At 65.9% G+C, this 22,928-nt stretch carries 27 protein-coding genes; 13 read left to right on the top strand and 14 right to left on the bottom strand.

Translation table 11 applies throughout. The features are described 5' to 3' along the window. Window positions 1-40 precede the first annotated feature (40 nt). From ACFSX5_RS18090 to ACFSX5_RS18075, 4 genes are read right to left on the bottom strand one after another with little or no spacing between them, the layout of a single operon-like run. Window positions 41-1,585 carry a Ppx/GppA phosphatase family protein gene (locus ACFSX5_RS18090; protein ID WP_386835316.1) on the bottom strand — a complete coding sequence of 515 codons (1,545 nt, stop codon included), beginning with the start codon at window positions 1,583-1,585 and terminating at the stop codon, window positions 41-43. Then, the gene (locus ACFSX5_RS18085; protein WP_386835315.1) at window positions 1,582-3,753 is read right to left on the bottom strand and encodes an RNA degradosome polyphosphate kinase; all 2,172 of its coding nucleotides are present in this window, start codon (window positions 3,751-3,753) and stop codon (window positions 1,582-1,584) included. Before ACFSX5_RS18085 ends, ACFSX5_RS18090 begins: the two co-directional genes overlap by 4 nt. Continuing rightward, window positions 3,746-4,468 carry a hypothetical protein gene (locus tag ACFSX5_RS18080; protein WP_386835314.1) on the bottom strand — a complete coding sequence of 241 codons (723 nt, stop codon included), beginning with the start codon at window positions 4,466-4,468 and terminating at the stop codon, window positions 3,746-3,748. The genes ACFSX5_RS18085 and ACFSX5_RS18080 overlap by 8 nt, the downstream gene beginning before the upstream one ends. Beyond that, entirely contained in the window at window positions 4,458-5,543 is a 1,086-nt protein-coding gene (locus ACFSX5_RS18075) for an AI-2E family transporter (RefSeq protein WP_386835313.1), read from the bottom strand. Before ACFSX5_RS18075 ends, ACFSX5_RS18080 begins: the two co-directional genes overlap by 11 nt. Window positions 5,544-5,675: 132 nt before the next feature. Here ACFSX5_RS18075 and purM point away from each other — a divergent pair, with 132 nt between their 5' ends. The 6 genes from purM (at window position 5,676) to ACFSX5_RS18045 (ending at window position 9,620) form a co-directional block, all read left to right on the top strand. Next, complete coding sequence (gene purM / locus ACFSX5_RS18070) at window positions 5,676-6,752, top strand: phosphoribosylformylglycinamidine cyclo-ligase (RefSeq protein ID WP_386835311.1); 1,077 nt, start codon at window positions 5,676-5,678, stop codon at window positions 6,750-6,752. Then, on the top strand, window positions 6,749-7,339 hold the full coding sequence (gene purN / locus ACFSX5_RS18065; protein WP_386835309.1) for a phosphoribosylglycinamide formyltransferase: 591 nt from the start codon (window positions 6,749-6,751) through the stop codon (window positions 7,337-7,339). Before purM ends, purN begins: the two co-directional genes overlap by 4 nt. A gap of 54 nt (window positions 7,340-7,393) precedes the next feature. Next, window positions 7,394-8,212 carry an alpha/beta fold hydrolase gene (locus tag ACFSX5_RS18060; RefSeq protein WP_386835307.1) on the top strand — a complete coding sequence of 273 codons (819 nt, stop codon included), beginning with the start codon at window positions 7,394-7,396 and terminating at the stop codon, window positions 8,210-8,212. 76 nt (window positions 8,213-8,288) lie between these two features. Continuing rightward, window positions 8,289-9,182 carry a DMT family transporter gene (locus ACFSX5_RS18055; RefSeq protein WP_386835306.1) on the top strand — a complete coding sequence of 298 codons (894 nt, stop codon included), beginning with the start codon at window positions 8,289-8,291 and terminating at the stop codon, window positions 9,180-9,182. A gap of 36 nt (window positions 9,183-9,218) precedes the next feature. Continuing rightward, window positions 9,219-9,431, top strand: coding sequence for a hypothetical protein (locus tag ACFSX5_RS18050; protein WP_386835305.1), 213 nt, complete (start codon window positions 9,219-9,221; stop codon window positions 9,429-9,431). Next, entirely contained in the window at window positions 9,432-9,620 is a 189-nt protein-coding gene (locus tag ACFSX5_RS18045) for a hypothetical protein (protein ID WP_386835304.1), read from the top strand. Window positions 9,621-9,623: 3 nt separating this feature from the next. Here ACFSX5_RS18045 and ACFSX5_RS18040 read toward each other — a convergent pair whose 3' ends face one another. The 4 genes from ACFSX5_RS18040 to ACFSX5_RS18025 all read right to left on the bottom strand — a co-directional run bounded on the left by ACFSX5_RS18040 (window position 9,624) and on the right by ACFSX5_RS18025 (window position 12,504). Continuing rightward, a complete protein-coding gene (locus tag ACFSX5_RS18040; RefSeq protein ID WP_386835303.1) occupies window positions 9,624-9,881 on the bottom strand; it encodes a DUF2171 domain-containing protein in 258 nt (85 codons plus the stop codon). Between the two features lie 93 nt (window positions 9,882-9,974). Beyond that, window positions 9,975-11,474: an Asp-tRNA(Asn)/Glu-tRNA(Gln) amidotransferase subunit GatB gene (gene gatB, locus ACFSX5_RS18035; RefSeq protein ID WP_386835302.1), complete on the bottom strand. Its 1,500-nt coding sequence runs from the start codon at window positions 11,472-11,474 to the stop codon at window positions 9,975-9,977. Window positions 11,475-11,666: 192 nt separating this feature from the next. Next, window positions 11,667-12,179: a GNAT family N-acetyltransferase gene (locus ACFSX5_RS18030; protein WP_386835301.1), complete on the bottom strand. Its 513-nt coding sequence runs from the start codon at window positions 12,177-12,179 to the stop codon at window positions 11,667-11,669. Between the two features lie 10 nt (window positions 12,180-12,189). Then, a complete protein-coding gene (locus ACFSX5_RS18025; RefSeq protein ID WP_386835300.1) occupies window positions 12,190-12,504 on the bottom strand; it encodes a chorismate mutase in 315 nt (104 codons plus the stop codon). Between the two features lie 257 nt (window positions 12,505-12,761). Between ACFSX5_RS18025 and ACFSX5_RS18020 the strand changes: the two genes are divergently transcribed. Beyond that, window positions 12,762-13,019, top strand: a complete 258-nt coding sequence (locus ACFSX5_RS18020) for a YjhX family toxin (RefSeq protein WP_386835299.1) — start codon at window positions 12,762-12,764, stop codon at window positions 13,017-13,019. A gap of 62 nt (window positions 13,020-13,081) precedes the next feature. Here ACFSX5_RS18020 and ACFSX5_RS18015 read toward each other — a convergent pair whose 3' ends face one another. The 4 genes from ACFSX5_RS18015 to gatC all read right to left on the bottom strand — a co-directional run bounded on the left by ACFSX5_RS18015 (window position 13,082) and on the right by gatC (window position 15,809). Continuing rightward, window positions 13,082-13,399, bottom strand: a complete 318-nt coding sequence (locus ACFSX5_RS18015) for a hypothetical protein (protein WP_386835297.1) — start codon at window positions 13,397-13,399, stop codon at window positions 13,082-13,084. Between the two features lie 117 nt (window positions 13,400-13,516). Further along, on the bottom strand, window positions 13,517-15,001 hold the full coding sequence (gene gatA / locus ACFSX5_RS18010; protein WP_386835296.1) for an Asp-tRNA(Asn)/Glu-tRNA(Gln) amidotransferase subunit GatA: 1,485 nt from the start codon (window positions 14,999-15,001) through the stop codon (window positions 13,517-13,519). 31 nt (window positions 15,002-15,032) lie between these two features. After that, window positions 15,033-15,518 carry a GNAT family N-acetyltransferase gene (locus ACFSX5_RS18005; RefSeq protein ID WP_386835294.1) on the bottom strand — a complete coding sequence of 162 codons (486 nt, stop codon included), beginning with the start codon at window positions 15,516-15,518 and terminating at the stop codon, window positions 15,033-15,035. A 3-nt stretch (window positions 15,519-15,521) separates the two neighbouring features. After that, window positions 15,522-15,809 (bottom strand): Asp-tRNA(Asn)/Glu-tRNA(Gln) amidotransferase subunit GatC, encoded by a 288-nt coding sequence (gene gatC / locus ACFSX5_RS18000; protein WP_386835292.1) that lies wholly within the window; start codon window positions 15,807-15,809, stop codon window positions 15,522-15,524. A gap of 147 nt (window positions 15,810-15,956) precedes the next feature. Here gatC and ACFSX5_RS17995 point away from each other — a divergent pair, with 147 nt between their 5' ends. Further along, window positions 15,957-16,265 carry a hypothetical protein gene (locus ACFSX5_RS17995; protein ID WP_386835290.1) on the top strand — a complete coding sequence of 103 codons (309 nt, stop codon included), beginning with the start codon at window positions 15,957-15,959 and terminating at the stop codon, window positions 16,263-16,265. On the opposite strand, the gene ACFSX5_RS17990 is transcribed toward ACFSX5_RS17995, so the two are convergent. Continuing rightward, window positions 16,262-16,783, bottom strand: coding sequence for a hypothetical protein (locus ACFSX5_RS17990; protein ID WP_386835288.1), 522 nt, complete (start codon window positions 16,781-16,783; stop codon window positions 16,262-16,264). The two genes, ACFSX5_RS17995 and ACFSX5_RS17990, sit on opposite strands and share 4 nt — an antisense overlap. Before the next feature lie 64 nt (window positions 16,784-16,847). On the opposite strand from ACFSX5_RS17990, the gene ruvX reads away from it, so the two are divergent. The 5 genes from ruvX to dprA all read left to right on the top strand — a co-directional run bounded on the left by ruvX (window position 16,848) and on the right by dprA (window position 21,529). Further along, window positions 16,848-17,303: a Holliday junction resolvase RuvX gene (ruvX, locus tag ACFSX5_RS17985; protein WP_386835286.1), complete on the top strand. Its 456-nt coding sequence runs from the start codon at window positions 16,848-16,850 to the stop codon at window positions 17,301-17,303. 71 nt (window positions 17,304-17,374) lie between these two features. Next, window positions 17,375-18,334, top strand: coding sequence for an aspartate carbamoyltransferase catalytic subunit (locus ACFSX5_RS17980; protein ID WP_386835284.1), 960 nt, complete (start codon window positions 17,375-17,377; stop codon window positions 18,332-18,334). Then, window positions 18,331-19,626, top strand: coding sequence for a dihydroorotase (pyrC, locus tag ACFSX5_RS17975; protein ID WP_386835282.1), 1,296 nt, complete (start codon window positions 18,331-18,333; stop codon window positions 19,624-19,626). The genes ACFSX5_RS17980 and pyrC overlap by 4 nt, the downstream gene beginning before the upstream one ends. 182 nt (window positions 19,627-19,808) lie before the next feature. Continuing rightward, a complete protein-coding gene (gene plsY / locus ACFSX5_RS17970) occupies window positions 19,809-20,402 on the top strand; it encodes a glycerol-3-phosphate 1-O-acyltransferase PlsY (protein WP_386835280.1) in 594 nt (197 codons plus the stop codon). After that, complete coding sequence (gene dprA, locus ACFSX5_RS17965) at window positions 20,402-21,529, top strand: DNA-processing protein DprA (RefSeq protein ID WP_386835279.1); 1,128 nt, start codon at window positions 20,402-20,404, stop codon at window positions 21,527-21,529. Before plsY ends, dprA begins: the two co-directional genes overlap by 1 nt. Before the next feature lie 209 nt (window positions 21,530-21,738). Here dprA and ACFSX5_RS17960 read toward each other — a convergent pair whose 3' ends face one another. Next, complete coding sequence (locus ACFSX5_RS17960; RefSeq protein WP_386835278.1) at window positions 21,739-22,764, bottom strand: aldo/keto reductase; 1,026 nt, start codon at window positions 22,762-22,764, stop codon at window positions 21,739-21,741. Window positions 22,765-22,928 lie beyond the last annotated feature (164 nt).

Raw genomic sequence — 22,928 nt, 5'->3', positions numbered from 1 at the left:
AACAGCGGGATCATGCCCCCAACAGGCTTAACAGCGGGTTTCAGTCGCTGGCCTCGACCTTGACTTCGGCGTGCTTGTGCCCGGCGGCGCCGGCGAACTGGTTGAGGCGGTTGCGCAGGTGATCGCCGTCGAGAAAGGCGAGATCGGCCGGCAGGTGAAGCACCAAGGTGCTGCCATCGAGGCTGAAGCCGACGCGCGGCAGGATGCCGGGCATGGCCGCGGTCATGGGATAGGCGACGCGGAACAGGGCCCCGAGTTGGCGCGCCTTGTCGATCAGCGCCGGAGTGGCGAGCCGGGCAACCGGGGCTGCGGCCTTGCTCTTGAGGCCGTCATAGCGGACGGCAATGACATGAGCGAGGAAGGCGCGGCCCGGATGGTCGACGCCGCTGAGGGCGCCATAGGCCACCGCATCGACGCTCTGCGGGCCGCGATAATCGGGATGCGAGCGCCAGCCGATATCGGCGAGGAGGCAGGCAACGGTGCGCAGGCGCTTCTCCTCGGCTGATTCCTCGGCGCCGACAGCGGCAAGATATTGGGTGGTGAACTCGATGAGGTCGCCGGCATGGGCCGGAGAGCGGGAGCGGAGAACCGAGAGTTCCTCGGCACCCTGGATCAGCGGATCGACGAGTTTTTCGCGGTGGTCGAGCTTGCTGAACAGATAGCCCTCGCGGACACCGAGGGCGGAGAACACCACCTTGCCGAAGCGGCCAGCTTTCAGCACCTCGCTCAGCACGGCAGCGCCAAAGGGCACGAGTTCGCGGCGGGAGGAACTGGTGAACTCGGAACCGGTGTAGCTCTTGAGCGAACCGCTGCCGACGATGTCCTGGCAGAGCTCGATCATGTCGTCGGCGGCGACTTCGTAGTGCTGCACCATGTGCAGCGGGTATTTGCGAACTTCCTGGTGGATCTTGGCGAGGGCGCGCCAGGTGCCGCCGATGGCCGCGAAGGTGGCGCCCTTCCCTGCCCCGGCCAGCGCCGATTTCTCGAGGCGGTCGCGGATGATGCCGGCTGCCTTGGCGGGCGAGCCGCCCGAATCGTCCTGCAGGCGGATGACGCCGAGTTCATAGGATTGACCGTCGGTGTCGGCACCGCCGACGATGGTCGAGAGTTCTAGGCTGCCGCCGCCCAGGTCGCCGACCGCGCCGGTGAAGTCGGGAATGCCCGCCACGACGCCGAGCGCGGCGTAGTGGGCTTCCTCTTCGCCGGAGAGGACATGCACGCGGCTGTCGATCACCGCCTCGACAGCGTCGACGAATTCCTGGCGGTTGGCAGCGTCGCGCACGGCGGAGGTCGCGAGCACGCAGACGCGGCCGACGCGCATCATGCGGGTCACGAGCGCGAAGCGTTTGATGGCGTTGAGGGCCTGGGCCATGTTGGCTTCGGCGAGCCGGCCAGTCTGGCCCACGCCCCTTCCGAGGGCACAGGCGGACTTCTCGTTGTAGAGCGGCGTCAGCGCTCGGGCGTGGCGCTCATAGACGACGAGGCGAACGGAGTTCGAGCCGATATCCAGCACGGCCACCGGCTTGGCGCCCTTGATGCGGCCCTGCGCGGTCGGGTCCGCGTCGACGCCCCAGAACTGGTTCAACCCTGGCCCTCATCGGCTTCGGCGGTGCCGGCGCTGCCGCGACCCGACAACGACGGATTGGTCATGAAATAATCGTGGGCGTTGAACGGTTCCTCGCCCTCGGCCACGCGGATACGGTGCGAACTGCCGTCCGGCAGGACTTCCCAGCTCTGCTGGTTGTCCTTGAGATAGGCGACCAGAATGCGGTCCATGATCTGCTTGTGCACGGTCTTGTTGAGGATCGGCACCATGACTTCGACGCGACCATCGAGGTTGCGCCCCATCAGGTCGGCCGAGGAGATGTAGACCTTGGCGTGCGGCCCCGGCATCGGCTCGCCATTGCCGAAGCAGTAGATGCGGCTGTGCTCGAGGAAGCGCCCGACCACCGACTTGACCCGGATGTTGTCCGAGAAGCCGGGAATGCCCGGGCGCAGGCAGCAGATGCCGCGCACGATCAGGTCCACCTTCACCCCGGCCTGGCTCGCGTCATAGAGCGCATCGATCACCTGCGGGTCGACCAGGGCGTTCATCTTGAGCAGGATCGAGGCCGGTTGCCCGTTGCGCGCGAACTCGGTCTCGCGGGCGATGTTCTCCAGCAGCGTCGGCCGCATCGTTACCGGCGAGACGGCGATGGTCTCCAGTTCCGTCGGACGGGCGTAGCCGGTGATGAAGTTGAACACCCGGGCGACGTCCCGGGTGATTGCGGGATCGATGGTGAAGTAGCTGAGGTCGGTATAGATCTTGGCGGTGATCGGGTGGTAGTTGCCGGTGCCGATGTGGCAGTAGCTGACCAGCTTGCCCTTCTCGCGCCGCACCACCTGGCTGAGCTTGGCGTGGGTCTTGAGTTCGATGAAGCCGAACACGACCTGCGCCCCTGCCCGCTCGAGGTCACGGGCCCAGCGGATATTGGCCTCTTCGTCGAACCGCGCCTTAAGTTCGACGAGGCAGGTGACCGACTTGCCCGCCTCGGCCGCGAGCACCAGTGCCTTGACGATGGGGCTATCGGCCGAAGTGCGGTAGAGCGTCTGCTTGATGGCGACGACGTCCGAGTCGCGCGCCGCCTGCATCAGGAACTGGGCCACGACATCGAAGCTCTCGAAGGGGTGGTGCACCAGGATGTCCTTGGCGCGGATGGCGGCGAAGCTGTCGCCATTGTAGTCGCGGATGCGCTCGGGGAAGCGGGCGTTGTAGGCGGGGAACTTCAGGTCCGGGCGGGCGATGTCGCAGATCCAGCGGGCGTCGGCGAGACCGAGGAAGCCATGGACTTCGAACACCTCGGTGTCGGACACGCCCAGCGGCTCGCCGATCTGGCGCTTCAGCGCCCGCGGCATGGTGCTCTCGATCTCGAGGCGGATCACCTGGCCGCGCCGACGCTGGCGCAGGGCGGTCTCGAACTCCACCACCAGGTCCGCGGCCTCGTCGTCGATTTCGATTTCGCTGTCGCGGATGACGCGGAAGGCACCGGAGCCAACCACTTCGTGGCCGGGGAACATCTTGTGAAAGAACAGCTTCACCAGCGTGTCGATGGTCACCACTTCGGTGCGCCCGTCGGACACGAGCCCCGTCGGCAGGTTGATGAAGCGATCGAGATTGCCCGGGATGCGGATCAGCGCCGTCAGCGGCAGGTCGTTGTCCGGCCGCTTCAGTTCGAAGGCCAACGCCAGCCCGAGGTTGGGGATGAACGGGAACGGATGCGCCGGATCGACGGCGATCGGGGTCAGCACCGGAAAAATCTCTTCCCGGAACAGCTTCTGCAGGTAGTTCACCTGCTCGGGAGTGAGATCGTGCTGCTCGTGAATGACGACATCCTGCTCGAACAGCTCTTCGCGCAGGTTCTGCCAGTGATCCTGCTGCTCGAGCTGCAGGTGCTGCGCCAACGTCGCGATTTCCTCGAGCTGCTCGGCCGGGCTCAATCCGTCCGCACTCTGCTTCTGCAGACCGGCACGCAACTGCCCCTTCAGGCCCGCCACGCGCACCATATAGAATTCATCGAGATTGTTGGCGGAGATGGAGACGAAGCGCAGCCGCTCCAGCAGCGGGTGGTTGACGTTGCCCGCCTCCTCCAGCACCCGCATGTTGAACTGCAGCCAACTGACCTCGCGATTGACGAAGCGGGCCGGGCTGGTGCGCAGCGCCTCCACGTCGGGGACCGGGGCTTCGGCTTCGGCGAATTCGCCCATCTCATTCATCGTCTGCAGTGTCCCAATCTGAGCCCGCGCCATGCACGCGCTGACGGCGGTCCAAGGCTTCGGCAGCGATGCTGCGCGTGATGGCGGTGCCGCGCTCCAGCGCCAGCCGGTCCATCAGGTCTGCGAGGATCACCGCCTCCTCGGCGGAACGTTCCATGCGCGCAACGATGTAGCCGATGACCTTGGGGTCAACGGCCACCTGCCGATCAGCGAACAACTTCACGAACATCTGTGACAATTGGATGTCGTCCGTCAGTTCCAGGCGGAAGGTCGCCGCCCGGCGCATCCGCGAGCGCACATCATCGGTGGCCAGCGGCCATTGTGCAACCTCGTCGCGCGCGGTGAGCAGCAAGGAGCGGCCGTCGCGCATGGATTGGTTGAGCAGGTGGAACAGGCCGGCCTCGTCATAGCCGCGGCGGTCGACGTCCTCGACGATCAACGGAAGCTGCCCGCCTTCTGCCGCCAGCCGCTCCAGATCATCCACGCCGGCGAAGCGGGCGCCGCTGCGGTCGGCGAAGATGCGCGCCAGATGCGACTTGCCAGCCTTGGCGGGACCGATCAGCAGCGTGATTGGGTCGGGCCAGTGCGGCCAGGACAGGATGCGGCCGTGCGCGAGCTCGTTGCCTTCTCCCACCAGGAAGTCGGCCTCGCCATGCTGGGCTGCGTGTCCGAGTTCGAGCGCCAGCTGCCGCTTCGGCGCGCCTTCACTTGACATCGAGATCCAAAGTCGAGGCCGGGCCACGATAGAGCGAACTGTTCTTGTACTTTCGCACCCCGTAGCGCACCAGCACACTGCCGATCGCCGCCATTGGCACGGCCAGCAGCAGGCCGACAAAGCCGAAAATGGCGCCCAAGGCGAGCAAGGCAAACATCATCCAGACCGGGTTGATGTTGATGGTCGAGCCGACGAGCTTGGGATAGAGGATGTTGCCCTCGATGAACTGCCCGATCAGGTAGATCACGCCAACCAGCGCGATGAACCACCATTCCGGCCAGAACTGCACGATGGCGATGCCCACGGACAGCACGATCCCGACGGCAAAGCCGACAAAGGGCACGAAGCTGAACAGGCCGGCGATGAGGCCGATGGCAAGGCCGAAGTTCAGGCCCACCAGCGAGAGCGCTGTGGCGTAGAAGGCGGCAAGGATCAGCACGACGCCGCCCTGCCCCCGGATGGCACCGCCGATGGCGCTGTCGATATCCGCCAGCACTTCGAGGATTTCCTCCTTGTGCTCGCGCGGGAGCAGGCTCTTGAGGCCGTTCACCATCGGCTGCCAGTCCAGCAGCAGGTAGAAGGTGACCACCGGCGTGAAGACGATGAAGCTGATCGCATTGATCACGGTCATGCCGCTGGCGAGCACTTCGCCCGTCACCACACCCGCGAGCCCGACGAGACGACCCATCATGTCGGCGACGGTTGCTTCCACCTGCGCGGCTCGCTGCGGGCCGAGCCACTCGTTGAGCTCAGGCGCCCAGCGGCGGGCCAGGTCCTGCAGATCGGCCGCATAGCCCGGCAAGCGCTGAATCAGCCCGACCACCTGCTGCCCGACCAGCGGCACCAGCATGTAGAACAGGCTGACGATGATAGCGATCACCACCAGCAGCACCGTGGTGGTGGCCCAGCCGCGACTAAAGCGCAGGCGCTGCAACTGGTTGACCAGTGGGTTCAGCAGATAGGCCAAGGCCGCGCCCACCACGAATGGCAGCAGGATGCCCCGAAAAATCCACAGAATGACGATCAGCACGACGAAAGAGCCGAGCCAGATCAGGACTTGATTTCTCAGGGACATCGGCGCACGCGGGCCTTGCTTCGCGGGGGTGGGAAAGCTATCAGGCCCTCTAGCTTCCGGCTCCGGCGTTGGCAACTGCCCAGGCTGTCCGGTTACGGCCTTACGCACGCTTTCCCCATTCGGTACCGCGCCATGTCCGACGCCCAGAACCTGACATCAAACGGCCTGTCATACAAGCACGCCGGTGTGGACATCGACGCGGGCAATGCGCTCGTCGAAGCCATCAAGCCGGCGGTCCGCTCGACCCGCCGCCCTGGCGCCGATGGGGAGATCGGCGGCTTCGGTGGCCTGTTCGACCTCAAGGCCGCCGGCTTCACCGATCCGGTGCTGGTCGCCGCCAATGACGGCGTCGGCACAAAGCTCAAGATCGCCATCGACACCGGCCGGCACGATACCATCGGGCAGGACCTGGTTGCGATGTGCGTCAACGACATCATCGTCCAGGGCGCCGAGCCGCTGTTCTTCCTCGACTATTTCGCCACTGGCCAGCTCGACGTCCAGCAGGGCACGGCCATCGTCAACGGCATCGCCGAGGGCTGCCGCATCGCCGGCTGCGCCCTGATTGGCGGCGAAACGGCCGAGATGCCCGGCATGTACCATGGCAAGGACTATGACCTTGCCGGCTTTGCCGTCGGCGCGGCCGAGCGCGGCACGCTGCTGCCCCGGCCCGACATTGCCGCCGGCGACGTGCTGGTGGCTCTCGCCTCCTCGGGCGTCCACTCCAACGGCTACTCGCTGGTGCGCAAGATCGTCGAGGTTTCCGGCAGCGAGTGGTCCATGGAGGCACCATTCGCGCCTGGGCAGACGCTGGCCGAGGCGCTGCTGACGCCGACCCGCATCTATGTAAAGCCGCTGCTCGCAGCCATTCGCGGCGGCATCGGCATCAAGGCGCTGGCGCACATCACCGGCGGCGGCTTCATCGACAACATTCCCCGCGTGCTTCCCGATACTCTTGCCGCGCATGTGGACCTCGACGCCATCACCCCGCCGCCCGTATTCGGCTGGTTGAGCCGCAGCGGCGGTATCGCGCCGCTGGAAATGCTGCGCACCTTCAATTGTGGTGTCGGCATGCTGGCTGCTGTGGCGGCGGATGATGCGGAGCGGCTGGTGGCGCACCTGACGGCGGCGGGCGAAACGGCAACGATCGTCGGCCGCCTGACCGAGCGCAGCGGCGACGCTGTCACCTTCCAGGGCAGCCTCAAGCTGTGAGCCGCAAGCGCGTCGCCGTCCTCATTTCCGGGCGCGGCTCCAACATGTCGGCGCTGATCGAGGCCGCCAAGGCGCCGGACTACCCGGCCGAGATCGTCGGCGTGCTCTCCAACAAGGCCGCTGCGGGCGGGCTTGCGGTAGCGCAGGCTGAAGGCATCGCCACGGCGTCGCTGGCACAGAGCCGCTTCCCGAGCCGCGAAATGTTCGAGGACACCATGACCCAGGTGCTGGAAAGCTGGGAGGCAGAAATCGTCTGCCTCGCCGGCTTCATGCGCATCCTGGGCGAGGACTTTGTGAACCACTGGGCTGGGCGGATGATCAACATCCATCCCTCGCTCCTCCCCGCCTATCGCGGCCTCGACACCCATGCCCGCGCCCTCGCGGACGGAGCTACGGTGCATGGTTGCAGCGTCCATTTCGTGACGCCAGGTCTCGATGAAGGTCCGGTGATCCTGCAGGCGCAGGTGCCGGTCTTGGCAGGGGATACGCCGGAGACGCTGTCCGCGCGGGTGTTGGTCGAAGAGCACCGGATCTATCCGCAGGCGCTGGCGATGCTCTGTCGGGGCGAGGTTTCTCTTCTGGTCTAGTCGAAAAGGGCAACAACGGCTCGTCGGAGGCATGCAAGCACGCTGGAGCCCAAGATGACCTTCACCGACGACGACCTGACCCATCTCCAGGCCCACGGCCTGCCTCCCCTGCCCGTTGCCCGGCGCAGCGGCTATGTGGGGCATGACAGGGCACGCATCTGGTTCGCGGAGTTCGGCGAAGGTCCGCCGGTAGTGCTGCTGCATGGCGGCCTCGGCAACACTGGGAACTGGGCGTACCAGATCCCCGCCCTCGTTACCGCCGGCTATCGGGTCGTCGGCATCGACAGTCGGGGCCAAGGGCGGTCCAGCCGTGACGAGCGCCCGTTCAGCTATGAGCTGATGGCGGCGGACACCCGGGCGGTGCTGGATGCGTTGGGGATCGAACGCGCCGCCTTCATTGGCTGGAGCGATGGAGCGGTCACCAGCCTGGAGGTGGCTCGAGCTGCGCCAGAGCGGGTGGCCGGCGTGTTCTTCTTCGCCTGCAACGTGGACGGGACGGGCGCCCTGCCCTTCGAACCAACGCCGCTGATCGATCGCATCTATGCCTATCATGTCAGCCAGTATGCGGCCCTGTCGCCTACACCGGACGGCTTCGACCGGATGCGGGACGATCTCAACGTCATGCAGGGGAGCCAGCCTGAATACGGTGCGGGCGACCTCGGCGCGATCACCGTGCCGGTGTGGAGCGTGATCGGCGAACGGGACGAGTTCATCCGGCGCGAGCATGCCGAATATATCGCCCGCACCATTCCCGACGGGCGCTTCCTGCTGCTCGAGGAGGTCAGCCATTTCGCGCCAATCCAGCGGCCAAGCGCCTTCAACGCGGTTCTACTGTCATTTCTTGACGCGGTTCTGCCCCATCACGGCGATTGATCGCACGCATTGTCAAAATCGGTTCGACGCGACTCTGCGCCGGCGCTAGAGCTTGCGCACAAAAGGAGAACACCTCGTGCCGCTTCGCTATTGGTTGCTGATCATTCTGTTGGGAGCGGTCTGGGGCTGCTCGTTCCTGTTCAACGCCGTGCTGATCCGCGAGATCAGCCCCCTCTGGGTGTCGGCCGGACGCGTGGCAATCGGCGCGGCGATCTGCTGGGTGTACTTCTTTGCCATGCGCAAGCGGCTGCCGTCCGGAGTCGGCGTCTATGCGCAACTGCTGGTGCTCGGCATCCTCAACTATGCGATTCCGTTCGCGCTGTTTCCCTATGCGGAGATGACCGTGGCGAGCAGCATTGTCGGGGTCATCAACGGCTTGACGCCGATGAGCACGGTGATCGTTTCGCAACTGTGGCCGGGCGGTGAAAAGGCGACGTGGAACAAGGTGGCGGGCGTTGCAATCGGGTTCGTGGGAGCAGTGATCCTTGCATCCCCGTCTTTCGCGGCGGGCGCGTCGGCCCAGGTGCTGGGCCTGCTGGCGGCGATCGCGGCGACACTCTGCTATGCGCTGACCCTGAACTATGCGCGCCGCTTCAAGGATGTCGATTCCGCCGTGGTCGCGACCTGTTCGCTCACCGGCGCGGCGCTGGTGTCGATCCCGGTGGCGCTGCTGTTCACCGGCATTCCGGTCATCACCCGGGTGGAGACCTGGGGTGCGCTGATCGGCATCGGGGCCTTCTCGACCAGCTTCAGCTTCCTCCTGGTCTACTGGCTCTTGCCGCGGGTGGGCGCGACAAATGTCTCGCTCAACACCTTCATCACCCCGATCTCGGCGATCCTGCTCGGCGTGCTGGTGTTGCACGAGCGGTTCGAGGCGGCGCATCTGGCCGGGATGGCGGTGATCTTCCTCGGGCTGATCTTCATGGACGGGCGGCTGGTGCGCCGGTGGCGGCAGCCGCGTCCGGCCTGAGGGGGAACCGCCTCGCGGCCGGCTCGTTGCCCTCGCATGAGCCAGCCCCAGAGACCCGATATCGACCCGCGGCCGATCCCCGAAATCGTGCCGCAGCCGACGCCGCCACAGCCAGAGCCGGTGGAGCCGTTTCCGTCGCATCCGGCCGAAGTGCCGACGCCGGACCAGCCGGTGGAAGACCCGGTGCCCTCACCGGCGCCGGAGATTCCGCCCGAGCCCGGCCACGAACCTCGTCCGAGGGAGGTCTAGATGCGCGATCCGCACGAACACGATCCCAAGGTGCCGCACAACAAGGTGCGGCCCGTGCCCCCCATGCCCAAGCACCTGCCGGTGGGCGACGCCGAGCATCCGCACACCTCACCGCTCCGGCATGACGAGGACAGCGAGCAGCCGGACCCGGCGCTGCCGCCGGAGCCCGGCCACGATATCAACCCGTAAGGATCAGGCGGCGCCGCCGTCTTCTTCCTCTTCGAACGTGACGGCAACGTCGGCGTTCGCCGAAAGCCGCACCTTGTCGCCTTCGACCTCGGCAACGAGGCCGAGGGAAATATAGTGGTGATGCCCCTTGTGGGCGCCCTCGCCGCTGTCGCTCCTGGTGAGCTTGATGCGATCACCTTCGACGGCATCCACCTTGCCGACATGGACGCCGTCAGCGCCGATGACTTCGTAGTGTTCCTTGATGTCGTTCACGTCAGCCATGGTACGTCTCCGCGTTGAGTTCGGCACTCAACGCGCGACGAACCGATTTTGCTGCTTCGAAAGGGGCCGGTTCTCGAGACCTGCCCCGGGACGCTACTCGATCCCGAGCTTTTTCTTCATCAGCTCGTTGAGGGCCTGCGGGTTGGCCTTGCCGCCCGACGCCTTCATCGCCTGGCCGACGAACCAACCGATCATGGTGGGCTTGGCCTTCACCTTCTCGACCTGCTCCGGATTGGCGGCGATGATTTCATCGACGATCTTCTCGATGGCACCCAGGTCCGTCACCTGTTTCATGCCGCGGCGCTCGACGATTTCCGCAGGTTCCCCTTCCGGCTCCTCGGCGATAACGATCTGCAAAAGATCCTTCGCGCCCTTTGACGAAATCGTCCCGGCTGCAACGAGGTCGACAATGCCGGCGATCTGGCGGGGCTGCAGATGCGTCTCCCACACGGCCATGCCCTGCGAGTTGGCATAAGCGGCCACATCGGCGTTCAGCAGGTTGGCAACGGCCTTACCGTCACGCTTGCCGCCGCCATGGGCCACGCAGGCCTCGTAATAGTCCGCCGTCTCGCGATCGAGGGTAAGAACCATGGCGTCATAAGGGGTTACACCATACTGCGAGATGAACCGCGCCTGCTTCTCGTCGGGCAGTTCCGGCAGATGCTGCGCCAGGTCAGCGATGAAGGCATCGTCGAACTCGAGCGGCAACAGGTCCGGATCGGGGAAATAGCGGTAGTCGTGCGCTTCTTCCTTGGAACGCATCGACCGCGTCTCGCCGGTCTTGGGGTCGAACAGGCGGGTTTCCTGGTCGATCACGCCGCCATCCTCGAGAATATCGATCTGCCGCCGCGCCTCGTACTCGATCGCCTGGCCAGCAAAGCGCACGGAGTTGACGTTCTTGATCTCGCAACGCGTGCCGAACTCACCACCCGGGCGGCGCACCGACACATTGACGTCGGCGCGCATGGAGCCCTGCTCCATGTTGCCGTCGCAGGTGCCGAGATAGCGCAGGATGGTGCGCAGCTTGGAGAGGTACGCCTTGGCCTCTTCGGACGAGCGCAGGTCCGGCTTGGAGACGATCTCCATCAGCGCCACGCCCGAGCGGTTGAGGTCGACGAAGCTCATGTTCGGATGCTGGTCGTGGATCGACTTGCCGGCATCCTGCTCGAGATGCAGGCGCTCGATGCCGATCTCGATCTTCTCGCCATCGACGTCGAGTAGCACCTTGCCCTCGCCGACGATCGGATCCTTGAACTGCGAGATCTGATAGCCCTGCGGCAGGTCGGGATAGAAGTAGTTCTTGCGGTCGAACACCGAGCGCTTGTTGATCTGCGCCTTGAGCCCGAGACCGGTGCGCACGGCCTGGCGCACGCATTCCTCGTTGATGGTCGGCAGCATGCCCGGCATGGCCGCATCGACGAAGCTCACATTGGAATTGGGCGGGCTGCCGAACTCGGTCGACGACCCGGAGAAGAGCTTGCTCTCGGAGGTCACCTGGGCATGCACTTCCATGCCGATGATGACTTCCCAGTCACCGGTCGAGCCGGCGATCAGGCGCTTCTTGTCAGGGGTACGGGTGTCGACGATGGTCACGGATCAGTCCTGCGATCGGATAGTTCAGGCTTGTGATTAAAGGGGTTGGACGCCCGGCGCAACGGTCACGCCTGCCGCAGTTACCTAGACCTCATCCTGAGCCTGTCGAAGGGTGAGGTCGCGGCCGCGGTGTTACCGACCTCGTGGTTCGACGAGCTCACCATGAGGTCTACGAGAGCGCCGCTTCAGCGCTCAGTCGTCATCCTCGATGAAGCCGTCATAGGGATCGAGGCGCTTTTCGAGGTGGACGCTCATGAAGGGCGAGTGGGCGTCGCGGCCGTCCGGCCGGAGCGCCAGGATGCGGTAGCCCTGCTTTTCGTAGAAGCGCACGGCGCGCACATTGTCGGCGGGCGTCTCGAGATGCACGCGCTCGGCGCCTTCGAGTTCAAGCATCGACTCCATGCGCCGCAGCAGCATGGAGCCGAGGCCGTGGCCCTGCAGTTCCGGCATCACGAACAGGTACGGGATGTAGGCGCGCCGATGGGCCCGGGAGCACCAGCCGACAACGATGTCGTCGACACTGACGACGATGGTGCGAGCGAGCTGTTCGCGGACGGCCTGGGCGAGGCGCCGGCGCTCGGCGTCGCGCATTCCCGGCTGCTCGTCGAGCAGGGGCAGGATACCACCTTCCCAGGCGCGGTAGGCGATGTCGGCAAGGCGCGGTGCTTCGGCCGGCTCGGCCTTGCGAATGCTGATCCCTGCCATGGCCGCCTCCTTACGAATTGCGGCGCCGCGCCGCGATGATGCCCTTCTCGTAATTGACGTTCCAGTCGATCAGGGTTCGCCACACAAGTTCGGCCTGATCCTCGTCAAGATCAAGGGCCAAACTGCGCTCGCGAATGCGGCCGATCACCGCCTCGATCCGCGTCGGATCGCGCGCCTCATGCGGATCGGTTTTTATTTCAGCCATGCGCGTGACATAGCGATGCCGCTCGGCAAACAGCGCCAGCAGCGCCTGGTCGATGCGGTCAATTTCGGCGCGCACATCTTCCTTGGTGGCGCATTCGGCTGGCGTCTTTTGCGGGCTCAATTGGCTGGTCCTGGTGCTTGCAGTCGTTGCTGGTTTGCACCGCATCGGTCGCGATTTCAACCGCCCGCCGCGCCGCCACTGGACAGGCACGGCGCTCGCGCTATTTTCCAGCTCATGTCTAGTCAGTCCGAGATTGCCTGAGACCCGTCACCGCGCGTGACGGGCATGGATGAACCGGCAACGGCTGCGCGCGATGCGAGCCGGGGCCTCAGTTTGTTCGCGGGTGCGTGGCGCCCGCCCGAGGCAATCCCGACCAAATGGACATTTCCCGAGACGAACAGCGGGTGCTGCACGCACTCGCGCAGGGCGGCTTCATCGCCCTGATCAAGGACGATCGCGGCACGATCGTCGAATACCAGTTCTTTAACCGCGATGGCTGGCTCGCCAGCGGCCTGACGCCGCTGCTGTTCCGCAAGCTCAAGGCCAAGAAGGCGATCAAGTCGCAGGGCGGCAAGCCGTACCGGATCACCAAGCGCGGGCTGGAATTGGTACGCAGTCAGTACGACAACCGCTGAGCGCAACAAAAAGCCCTCGGGTCAAACCCGAGGGCTGCATGTCGTGGTCCTGAACGCCTTGCCTAGTGCCGCGTGACGTCGCTCAGTGCAGCGGCGATGTGTTCCCATTCCTGGGCGACGCTGGGGGTGGCGCGGCGCTTGCCGGCGCGGCGATACCAGTAGTCGGCGTTGCCCATGTCGGCTTCGATCCAGTGCATCAGGGCATGCACCCAGTCGAATGCCTGCACGCCTTCCATGGCCTGGACGATGGCGTGAGCCTGCTCCCACTCCGGGCCGACCCGCAGTTCGCCCTTCTTGAGCCACCACAAGGCCTGCAACGGCTTCGACATGTCCTTGGGCGGCTCCGACCAGTCCAGCGAGGAGAAGATATCTACAGCCATAGTCGAGTGCCCCTGCGGCGAGGACGTGACGACAGGGCGCGTCACCACCAGTTTGAATTTGTGCATAGGCGCCAAGTAGTGCGGAACGGCGGAACGATCAAGTCCCGCCGCACCTCGTTACCACCAGCGCTTCGGGGCGAAATCGCCCCCTGCAGCCTTCTCGATTACCCGGCCGGCTGCGAACAGCGTCTCCTCGTCGAACGGCTTGCCGATGATCTGGAGACCGAGCGGCAGACCCTTGCCATCCTTGCCGGCAGGCACGGCGATGCCCGGCAGGCCGGCCATGTTCACGGTGACGGTGAAGATGTCGTTGAGGTACATCTTGACCGGATCGTTGTTCATGTCCTCGTCGCCGATCCCGAAGGCGGCGGAGGGTGTCGCTGGAGTGAGGATGGCGTCGACACCGGCGTTGAAGGCGTCCTCGAAGTCCTTCTTGATCAGCGTGCGGACCTTCTGCGCCCGGACGTAATAGGCATCGTAGTAGCCCGCCGACAGCACATAGGTGCCGATCATGACACGGCGCTTCACCTCGCGACCGAACCCGGCGGCGCGGGTCAGCTCGTACATGTCGGTAATGTCCTTGCCGCTGACGCGCAGGCCATACTTCACACCGTCATAGCGGGCGAGGTTGGACGAGGCCTCGGCCGGTGCCACGATGTAGTAGGCCGGCAGGGCATATTTGGTGTGGGGCAGCGAGATGTCCTTGACCGTCGCGCCCTCGGCCTTGAGCCAGTCGAGGCCCTGCTGCCAGAGCTGCTCGATCTCGGCGGGCATGCCGTCCATGCGGTATTCCCGCGGGACGCCGATGGTGAGGCCTTTCACGCCGCGCTCGACGGCGGCGGCGAAGTCCGGCACCGGCAGATCGGCGCTGGTCGAATCCTTGGGGTCGAACCCCGACATGGACGTCATCAGGATGGCGGCATCTTCCACCGTGCGTGCGATCGGGCCAGCCTGGTCCAGCGAGGAGGCGAAGGCCACGACGCCCCAGCGCGAGCAGCGGCCATAGGTCGGCTTGATGCCGACGGTCCCGGTGAAAGCGGCCGGCTGGCGGATCGAACCACCGGTGTCGGTGGCGGTCGCACCGGCGCAGAGCCAGGCCGACACGGCAGCGGCCGAGCCGCCGGACGAGCCACCCGGCACGAGGTTGGCATTGCTGCCCTCGGCGCGGAACGGGCTGATCACCGGGCCGTAGTAGCTGGTCTCGTTGGAGGAGCCCATGGCGAACTCGTCCATGTTGAGCTTGCCCAGCATGACGGCGCCATCGCGCCACAGATTGCTGGTGATGGTCGACTCGTATTCCGGCTTGAAGCCGTCGAGGATGTGGCTGGCGGCCTGGGTGTGGACGCCCTTGGTGCCGAACAGGTCCTTGATGCCGAGCGGAATGCCTTCGAGCGGACCGCTCTCCCCGCGCTGCAGCTTCTCGTCGCTGGCCTTGGCCATGTCGCGGGCCTGATCGGCGGTCACGGCGACATAGGCGTTGAGCTTGTCGTTGGCGGCCTCGATGGCGCCGAGATAGGCGTCCGTGAGTTCGGTGGCGGTGAAGCTCTTGCTCTTGAGCCCGTTGCGAGCATCGGCGAGGCTGAGTTTGGTCAGGTCGGTCAAGGCAGTCTCTTTCGTGGTCTCGGGGCGTCGCTCAGGCAGGAACCGCCGGCGCCGTCAGGTGCATTTCGAAGAAGGCGGACCATTGGCTCTCGGGATAGTCGAGGAATGGACCGCGCGGCGTGAAGCCGAAGCGGGTGTAGAGCCGGTGTGCCTCGGCCATGCCTTGGCCGGTGCCGGTCTCAAGCATCACCGTGTTGAGGCCGCGTTCGCGGGCAAGGTCGACGATGCATGTGAGCAATTGAGAGCCGACGCGCTGCCCCCGTACTTCCGGCAGGGTGAACATGCGCTTGACCTCGCCGAGTTCGGGTGAATGGACCTTCAGCGCGCCCATGCCGACGGCGCGGCCCGTCTCGTCGCGGGCGACGAACAGCGTGGTGTCGCTGCCGGCCATCTGTTCCACGGTCATCTTGAACTGGAACTCCACCGGCGACAGCGGCAGCAGATGGTCGTTGAGATGCGCAACGAGGGCGCGGACATCGTTCTGCAGCGGCGTCTCGATGGCTATGGTGACCGCCATGGCCTACTCCACCACCTTCGGCACCATGAAGAAATTGTCCTCGGTGAGAGGTGCGTTGCTCACCACCTTGTCGGCGTAGCCGCCATCAGTGACGACGTCGTCACGGCGGCGCAGCTGCATGGGGGTGACCGACGTCATCGGCTCGACGCCGGAGACGTCCACCTCGTCGAGTTGCTCGACGAAACCCAGAATGGCGTTGAGCTCGTTCTGGTAGCCGGCCACCTCATCCTCTTCGATGCGGATGCGCGCGAGGCGCCCGATGCGTTTGACGGTGGCGGCGTCGACGGACATGTGGATTGGCTCCGGTGGTTGGTCGGTTGGGGCGTTATTAGCAACGGGTCCGCCCAAATGACAACGAAAATGCCGTCGCAGGTGCGATACCGGCGCAGCGAAAACCGGCGTATCCTGCTCGGGCTGCAACTACAGGGATGTGTTGCCATGATCGCGAACAACAACGGTGCTGCCTTCGAGCATGACGGCGACCTCGCCCGGCTGTGGAACACGCTGCGGGTGATCGGCTGGTGTGCGGTCCCGCTGCTCCTCCTGCTGCCGGCTGTCGCGATGCAGTTCACGAGCGAAGTGCAGTGGACGGCGATGGACTTCGGTTTCGCCGGCGCCGTGCTTGTTGGCGCAGGGGGGCTGCTGGAACTGGTGACGCGCATGACCGTGCGGCCAGCGCTCCGGTTCGGGGCCGCGCTGGTGGTGGGCTTGGTAGTGATGGCGATCTGGGCCTGGGCCGTCGCCTAGACTTCCACGGCGAGACCCTGCTCCAGCGCCAGCAAGCCGGTGCCATCCAGGCGTGGCGGCAGCTCGGTGAAAGCGCGGTCGAGATCTGGCGCGTCGAGGCCGAGGGCGAGCAGGCGTGGAGCATGGCGGTCGAGCAGCGTTGCGGCGCGGCCGGTTCCGTTGCTGCCGAGCAGGACCACCACGGCACGATCGGCCCAGCGCCCGAGCATCGGCGACTCGGCGGCGAGGATCACCAGCGGCGGCTCGCCAGGTGCGTCGATGACGAGGGCGGAAGGGCCGATGGACCAGCACTCCACCGGCGGCGCGTCGGTTTCATCGAGCAGGCGACCGGCCGAGCGGGGGCGCCAGGTTCGCGGGCCGACCGGCTCCTCGCCGGCTGCGAGCGTCAGCAGGCGATCGGCGCCGCCGGTGAGTTCGGCGGGCGAAACGCCGGTGGGTGCCAAAGCCGCGTCGACGACGAGAATGCTGCCGCCGATATGCACCCGCATGGTGGTGCCGCCGAACCAGGTGAGCTTCATGCGCTTTTCCTCGCCAATCCTGCCGTGAGCCTATAGGACACGCCGAGGCAACACGCGAGAAGCCATGGCCGACGACCTGCCCATCACCGACCTGCCCGCCACCGGCAAGCTCATGGGGCTCGATCTCGGCACCAAGACCATCGGCGTCGCCATTTCCGATGCCATGCGGTACTCGGCGACGCCCGTGGAAACCATCAAGCGCACCAAGTTCACCCAGGACGCGGCGCGGATCGTGGAGCTGGTGGAGCAGAATCAGGTCGTGGCCATAGTGCTCGGTCTGCCGCTCAACATGGACGGCAGCGAGGGACCGCGGGTGCAATCGACCCGGGCCTTCGCGCGCAATCTCGTCCGCCTGCTGCCGCTGCCGCTGGCCTTCTGGGACGAGCGGCTGTCCACCAGTGCCGTGACCCGGATGATGATCGATGCCGATTTGCGCCGCGACCGGCGCGCGGAGATCGTCGACAAGCTCGCCGCGAGCTACATCCTGCAGGGTGCGCTCGACCGGCTGCGCAATAGCTGAACAATCCCGGCGAGGGCTTGCCCCGCCCCCTGCCCTCCGCTATGCCGCAGCCAATCCGAGGACAGGAGCTTATGGCAGAGGATCGCACCCACACCGGCGACTTCCCCCCGTTCCGCCAGCGTCACCTCATTTCCATTGCCGACCTGAAGCAGCACGAGATCATCGACCTGCTCGACCGCGCCGAGGCCATGGTTCCGGTGAGCCGGCAGGAGCGCAAGTCGCACCCGACATTGACCGGCAAGACCCAGGTCAATCTGTTCTTCGAACCATCGACGCGAACGCAGGGCTCGTTCGAGATCGCCGGCAAGCGCCTCGGGGCGCAGGTGATGAACATGTCGGTCAAGACCAGCTCCGTCAGCAAGGGCGAGACACTGATCGACACCGCAGCCACGCTGAACGCCATGCGCCCGGACGTGATCGTCGTGCGCCATTCGGCGGCAGGAGCGGTGGAGCTGCTGTCGCAGAAGGTCGGCTGTTCCGTGGTCAATGCGGGTGATGGCGCCCATGAGCATCCGACGCAGGCGCTGCTCGATGCGCTGACCATCCGCCGCCACAAGGGCCGGATCAGCGGGCTGACGGTCGCCATCTGTGGCGACATCGCCAATTCGCGCGTCGCCCGCTCCAACCTGCTGCTGCTCGGGGCGCTGCATGTGCGCACGCGCGTTATCGCCCCGCGGAATCTGCTTCCGGCCGGCATCGAGAACCTGGCGACGGAAGTGTTCACCGACATGCATGAGGGGCTCAAGGATGTGGACGTGGTAATGATGCTGCGCCTGCAGCACGAGCGCGCCAACGGCCGCATGATCCCCTCGGTGCGCGAATACTACCGCTTCTACGGCCTCGATGCCGACAAGCTCGGCCGTGCCAGGCCGGACGCCATCGTCATGCACCCGGGGCCGATGAACCGCGGTGTCGAGATCGACCCGGCGATCGCCGACGGCCCCGCCTCGGTGATCACCGATCAGGTGGAGATGGGCGTAGCGGTGCGCATGGCCGTACTCGACGCCCTGCTCGCGGGAGATGCCGCATGACCCGCCCGCTGCTGATCGAGAATGCACGCGTCGTCGATCCCGCTTCGGGAACTGATACGCTAGGGGCGGTGCTGGTCGAGAACGGTGTCGTCGGCGACATCGCGCCGGGTGGTCCTGTCGGAGTGCCTGAGGGAGCCGAAGTGGTCAACGCGGGCGGGCTGATGCTCGCACCCGGGCTGATCGACATGCGCGTCTTCACCGGCGAGCCGGGCAAGGAATACCGCGAGACGCTGCAGTCGGCAGGTGAAGCTGCTGCAGCCGGTGGCGTCACGAGCTTCGTGATGATGCCGGACGCTACACCCGTCGTGGATGACGGCGCGCTGGTTGACTTCCTGCTGCGCCGGGCCAAGGCGACCAGCAAGGTCAACGTCCTGCCTTCTGCCGCCATCACTCGCGGCCTCGAGGGCAAGGAGATCACCGAGTTCGGCCTGCTCAAGGAAGCGGGCGCGGTTTGTCTCACCGACGGCCGGAGCTCGGTGCAGTCCAACGCCCTGCTCCGCACGGCGATGAGCTATGCGGCCAATTACGGACTGCCCCTGGTTCATCACCTCGCCGATCGCAGCCTGACCGGCGACGGCGTGATGAACGAGGGGCTGTTTGCGACCGTCCTCGGGCTCCGGGGCATTCCGCGAGAAGCGGAGACCATCCCGCTCGCCCGCGACCTGCAGCTCGCCGCCCTCACCGGCGCCACCTACCATGCGGCCCAGATCTCCTGCGCCGCCTCGGTGGAGTTGGTCACTGCGGCCAAGTCGCGCAACCGCAAGGTTACGGCTGGGGTGTCGATCAACAATTTGGCGCTTAACGAAAACGACATCGGCCGCTACCGAACCTATTTCAAGCTCTCCACCCCGCTGCGCTCCGAGGATGATCGGCAGGCGGTGATCGAGGGGCTGAAGTCGGGCGCCATCGATACCATCCATTCCGACCACGACCCGCAGGACACCGAGGTCAAGCGCCAGCCCTTCGCCGAGGCGTCGGACGGCGCGATCGGGCTTGAGACGCTGCTGGCGGCAGCGCTACGGCTGGTGCATTCGGGTGACGTGGACCTCGTCACGGTGCTGCGCGCCATGACCAGCCGACCCGCGGAGATCCTGGGGCTCGAGAGCGGCCGCATCGCCCGCGGGGCGCCAGCGGACCTCATACTGGTCGACATCGACTATCCCTGGCAAGTCACCGAGTCGGACCTGCGCTCCCGCTCCCGCAACACCAGCTTCGAAGGCGCGCGGCTTGCGGGCAAGGTGATGCGGACGTTTGTGGCGGGCGCAGAGGTGTTCCGGCACGCGGAGGCGTGAGGTTTCAGCGGCCGCGACCTCGTGGTTCGACGGACTCACCATGAGGTCTACGGGAGAGCGGAGTTCGCGAAGACCTCATCCTGAGCTCGTGGAAGGACGAGGTCGCGGGCACTGAAACCCCTTGCCCTTGCACTCCCCCGAGCGCTACTCCTGAACGGCCTTGGAGGGAGAGGCACAGCTTGATGATCGAATACGCATACGCCGCGGTTCTGGCCTACCTCTGCGGCTCCATTCCGTTCGGCCTGATCCTGACACGGCTCGCGGGGCTCGGGGACATCCGCAGCATCGGCTCGGGCAATATCGGGGCCACCAATGTGCTGCGGACAGGCAATCGCCCACTCGCGGCTGCCACGCTCGTCCTCGATGCGCTGAAGGCGCTGGTGCCGGTGCTTGTCGCCCGTGCCCTGTGGGGCGAGGAGGCAGCACGCATCGCCGCGATCTTTGCCTTCCTCGGTCACTGCTTCCCCGTCTGGCTCGGCTTCAAGGGCGGCAAGGGCGTGGCGGTGATGATCGGCTCGCTGCTGGCCCTGTCGTGGCCCGTGGCGCTGATCTTCTGCGCCGTCTGGCTGCTGATCGCCTTCACTCGCAAGATGTCGTCCCTGGCGGCACTGACGGCCGCAGCGACGGCGCCGATCTTCGCCTTCGTCATCAATGACGAGTGGCTCGCCGGCACGGTCGCAGTGATGGCGATCATCCTGTTCTTCCAGCACCGCACCAATATCCAGCGGCTGCTCGCCGGCACGGAGCCGCGGATCGGCGAGAAGAAGTCCGCCTGATGCAGCCGGCAGTGGCGACCGCGGCGTTGAGCAACAACCAGCGGATCGCCGCCCTGCGGCTGATCCGCACCGACAATGTCGGGTCCGCCACCTTTCGCCAGTTGGTCAACCGCTTCGGCTCGGCCGAGACGGCGCTCGAGGCGCTGCCCGAGCTCAGTGCCCGCGCTGGCAAGCCGGTGCGCGTGGTCAGCCGGGCTGCTGCCGAGGACGAGATCGCCGGAGCCGCGAAGTACGGTGCCCGCATCGTGCTCAGCGCCGAGCCGGACTACCCCGAGCTTCTTCGCTACATCCCTGCCGCGCCGCCGGTGATTACCCTCGTGGGCGGCGATCGTCTCAACTGGCGCCGCACCGTCGGCATCGTCGGCGCCCGTAATGCCTCCTCGGCCGGCATCAAGATGACCCGGTTGCTGGCGACCGACCTCGGCGCCGTCGGCTACACGGTAGTGTCTGGCTTGGCTCGCGGCATCGACACCGCGGCGCATCGCGCCAGCCTCGATAGTGGCACGGTGGCGGTGCTCGCCGGTGGGCTCGACCGCATCTATCCCGACGAGAACATCCCCCTGGCACACGATATTCTCGACCGTGGCGGCGCATTGATCACAGAAATGCCGCTCGGCTGGGAGCCCCGGGCGCGCGACTTTCCGAGACGTAACCGGCTCGTTTCGGGTCTGTCGCTCGGGATCGTCGTGGTCGAGGCGGCGAAGCGCTCCGGCTCGCTGATCACTGCGCGGCTGGCGCTGGAACAGAACCGCGACGTCTTCGCCGTGCCCGGCTCACCGCTCGATCCGCGGGCCGAGGGTGGCAACGCCCTGATTCAACAAGGGGCCAAGCTGATCACGTCGGCAGCCGACGTCATCGAGTCGCTCGGCAGCGCCGATCCCGCTGCGGCCGCTCTGTTTGATCGCGACTGGGAGCCTGAGTTCGGGCCGGAAGACCTGCAGCCGCCCAGCAGCGATGATCGGTCGCGCCTTCTGGCAACGCTCAGCGCCACGCCGGTGGAGGTGGACGAGCTGGTGCGCCAGTCTGGTCTCTCGGCATCAGCGATGCAGATGCTGCTGCTGGAGCTGGACCTTGCCGGACAGATCGAGTGGAGCGGCGGGCAGTTGGTGGCGCTGCGGTATAGGTGACCGTAGCTGGCGAGGGTTCCCTGAAGCTCTGATGGTCCACTCCACCGCCAGCCCTCGGGCTTGACCCGAGGGCCAATCCTAAACCTGAGCGGGCGCCGCGGCAGGCCCTCGGATCAAGTCCGAGGGCGGATCGTGCGTGTTGAGGGCGCAGGGCCCTACAGAGCCACCTTGTCAGGCGCTAGAAGACGCTGGCCGCGACCTCAGGGGTACTACCGCCCGCCCTCCATCTTGCGGTTGCGCTGGCCGACGCCGCCGACACCGTAGGGGTAGTCCGACATCCGCGGTGTGCTGACGGTGTCGAGCTTCTCCATCTCGGCCGCATCCAGCGTCAGGGAAGCGGCACCGAGGTTGTCGCGGAGTTGTTCCACCGTGCGGGCGCCGAGAATCACCGAGGTGACCGCCGGCTTCTGCGCTGTCCAGGCGAGCGCCACCTGGGCCATGCTGATGCCGCGCGCTTCGGCGATGTCCTGCAGCGCGCTGATCACCTGCCAGGTGCGTTCATCCGCGTTGCGACCCTCGTAGGCCTCCATGCCGCGCTTGGGGTTCTCGCCCAGGCGGGTGGCGCCGGTGGGCATCTGGTCACGCTTGTACTTGCCGCTGAGCCAACCGCCGCCGAGCGGCGACCACGGCAGGAGGCCGATGCCCGCATCCTGGCAGGCGGGAATCACCTCGTGCTCGATGTCGCGCACCAGGAGGTTATATTGCGGCTGCAGCGTCACCGGTGGCTGGTAGTGGTTGAGCTTGGCCAACCACACGGCTTTGGTCACATGCCAGCCGAGGAAATTGGAGAAGCCATAATAGGCAATCTTTCCGTTACGAATGGCGTCATCAAGGAAGCGCAGCGTCTCCTCGAGCGGGGTCAAAGCGTCCCAGGCGTGCATCTGGTACAGGTCAATCTGCTCGACCCCGAGACGCCGCAGCGAGGCATCGAGCGCATCGGTCAGGTGCTTGCGCGAAAGGCCCAGGTGGTTCGGGCCGTTGCCCATGGGGAAGCGACCCTTGGTGGCGATGACGAGGTCGCGCAGTTTCTTGCCCTTGAGCCAGCGCCCGATGATCTCCTCGGAGGTGCCGTCGCTGTAGACGTCGGCGGTATCGAGGAAATTGCCACCGGCCTCGACATAGGTGTCCATCATCTCAAAGGACGTGGCCTCGTCGGACTCCTTGCCGAAGGTCATGGTGCCGAGGCAGTAGGCGGTGACGATGGCGCCGCTGTTGCCGAGCTTGCGATATTCCATTGGGGCTCCTCCAGAAGGGTAGAGACGGCGAGGCGCTGCCGCACGAAGCGGTGGCAGTCCCGTGGTGCCGGTGAGTTGGGCGCGGAGTTGCGCCACCATGATTTCAGCATGCGGGGTGGGCAGAGCGCAACAGAATCCTCCCCTACGGGGAGAGCGAAGGGGCT

This window comes from Devosia albogilva, assembly GCF_042685625.1.
Classification (GTDB): domain Bacteria; phylum Pseudomonadota; class Alphaproteobacteria; order Rhizobiales; family Devosiaceae; genus Devosia; species Devosia albogilva.
The sequence above is the reverse complement of the archived record's forward strand: the minus strand, read 5'-3'. Positions and strand labels throughout refer to the sequence as shown.

What these genes read in the sequence shown, in the direction of transcription:
- ACFSX5_RS18085 (WP_386835315.1), bottom strand. Translation starts at nt 3,753, where the DNA reads ATGAATGAGATGGGCGAATTCGCCGAAGCCGAAGCCCCGGTCCCCGAC.
- ACFSX5_RS18080 (WP_386835314.1), bottom strand. Translation starts at nt 4,468, where the DNA reads ATGTCAAGTGAAGGCGCGCCGAAGCGGCAGCTGGCGCTCGAACTCGGA.
- ACFSX5_RS18075 (WP_386835313.1), bottom strand. Translation starts at nt 5,543, where the DNA reads ATGTCCCTGAGAAATCAAGTCCTGATCTGGCTCGGCTCTTTCGTCGTG.
- purM (WP_386835311.1), top strand. Translation starts at nt 5,676, where the DNA reads ATGTCCGACGCCCAGAACCTGACATCAAACGGCCTGTCATACAAGCAC.
- ACFSX5_RS18060 (WP_386835307.1), top strand. Translation starts at nt 7,394, where the DNA reads ATGACCTTCACCGACGACGACCTGACCCATCTCCAGGCCCACGGCCTG.
- ACFSX5_RS18050 (WP_386835305.1), top strand. Translation starts at nt 9,219, where the DNA reads ATGAGCCAGCCCCAGAGACCCGATATCGACCCGCGGCCGATCCCCGAA.
- ACFSX5_RS18045 (WP_386835304.1), top strand. Translation starts at nt 9,432, where the DNA reads ATGCGCGATCCGCACGAACACGATCCCAAGGTGCCGCACAACAAGGTG.
- ACFSX5_RS18040 (WP_386835303.1), bottom strand. Translation starts at nt 9,881, where the DNA reads ATGGCTGACGTGAACGACATCAAGGAACACTACGAAGTCATCGGCGCT.
- ACFSX5_RS18030 (WP_386835301.1), bottom strand. Translation starts at nt 12,179, where the DNA reads ATGGCAGGGATCAGCATTCGCAAGGCCGAGCCGGCCGAAGCACCGCGC.
- ACFSX5_RS18020 (WP_386835299.1), top strand. Translation starts at nt 12,762, where the DNA reads ATGGACATTTCCCGAGACGAACAGCGGGTGCTGCACGCACTCGCGCAG.
- ACFSX5_RS18015 (WP_386835297.1), bottom strand. Translation starts at nt 13,399, where the DNA reads ATGGCTGTAGATATCTTCTCCTCGCTGGACTGGTCGGAGCCGCCCAAG.
- ACFSX5_RS18005 (WP_386835294.1), bottom strand. Translation starts at nt 15,518, where the DNA reads ATGGCGGTCACCATAGCCATCGAGACGCCGCTGCAGAACGATGTCCGC.
- gatC (WP_386835292.1), bottom strand. Translation starts at nt 15,809, where the DNA reads ATGTCCGTCGACGCCGCCACCGTCAAACGCATCGGGCGCCTCGCGCGC.
- ACFSX5_RS17995 (WP_386835290.1), top strand. Translation starts at nt 15,957, where the DNA reads ATGATCGCGAACAACAACGGTGCTGCCTTCGAGCATGACGGCGACCTC.
- ACFSX5_RS17990 (WP_386835288.1), bottom strand. Translation starts at nt 16,783, where the DNA reads ATGAAGCTCACCTGGTTCGGCGGCACCACCATGCGGGTGCATATCGGC.
- ruvX (WP_386835286.1), top strand. Translation starts at nt 16,848, where the DNA reads ATGGCCGACGACCTGCCCATCACCGACCTGCCCGCCACCGGCAAGCTC.
- ACFSX5_RS17980 (WP_386835284.1), top strand. Translation starts at nt 17,375, where the DNA reads ATGGCAGAGGATCGCACCCACACCGGCGACTTCCCCCCGTTCCGCCAG.
- pyrC (WP_386835282.1), top strand. Translation starts at nt 18,331, where the DNA reads ATGACCCGCCCGCTGCTGATCGAGAATGCACGCGTCGTCGATCCCGCT.
- plsY (WP_386835280.1), top strand. Translation starts at nt 19,809, where the DNA reads ATGATCGAATACGCATACGCCGCGGTTCTGGCCTACCTCTGCGGCTCC.
- dprA (WP_386835279.1), top strand. Translation starts at nt 20,402, where the DNA reads ATGCAGCCGGCAGTGGCGACCGCGGCGTTGAGCAACAACCAGCGGATC.
- ACFSX5_RS17960 (WP_386835278.1), bottom strand. Translation starts at nt 22,764, where the DNA reads ATGGAATATCGCAAGCTCGGCAACAGCGGCGCCATCGTCACCGCCTAC.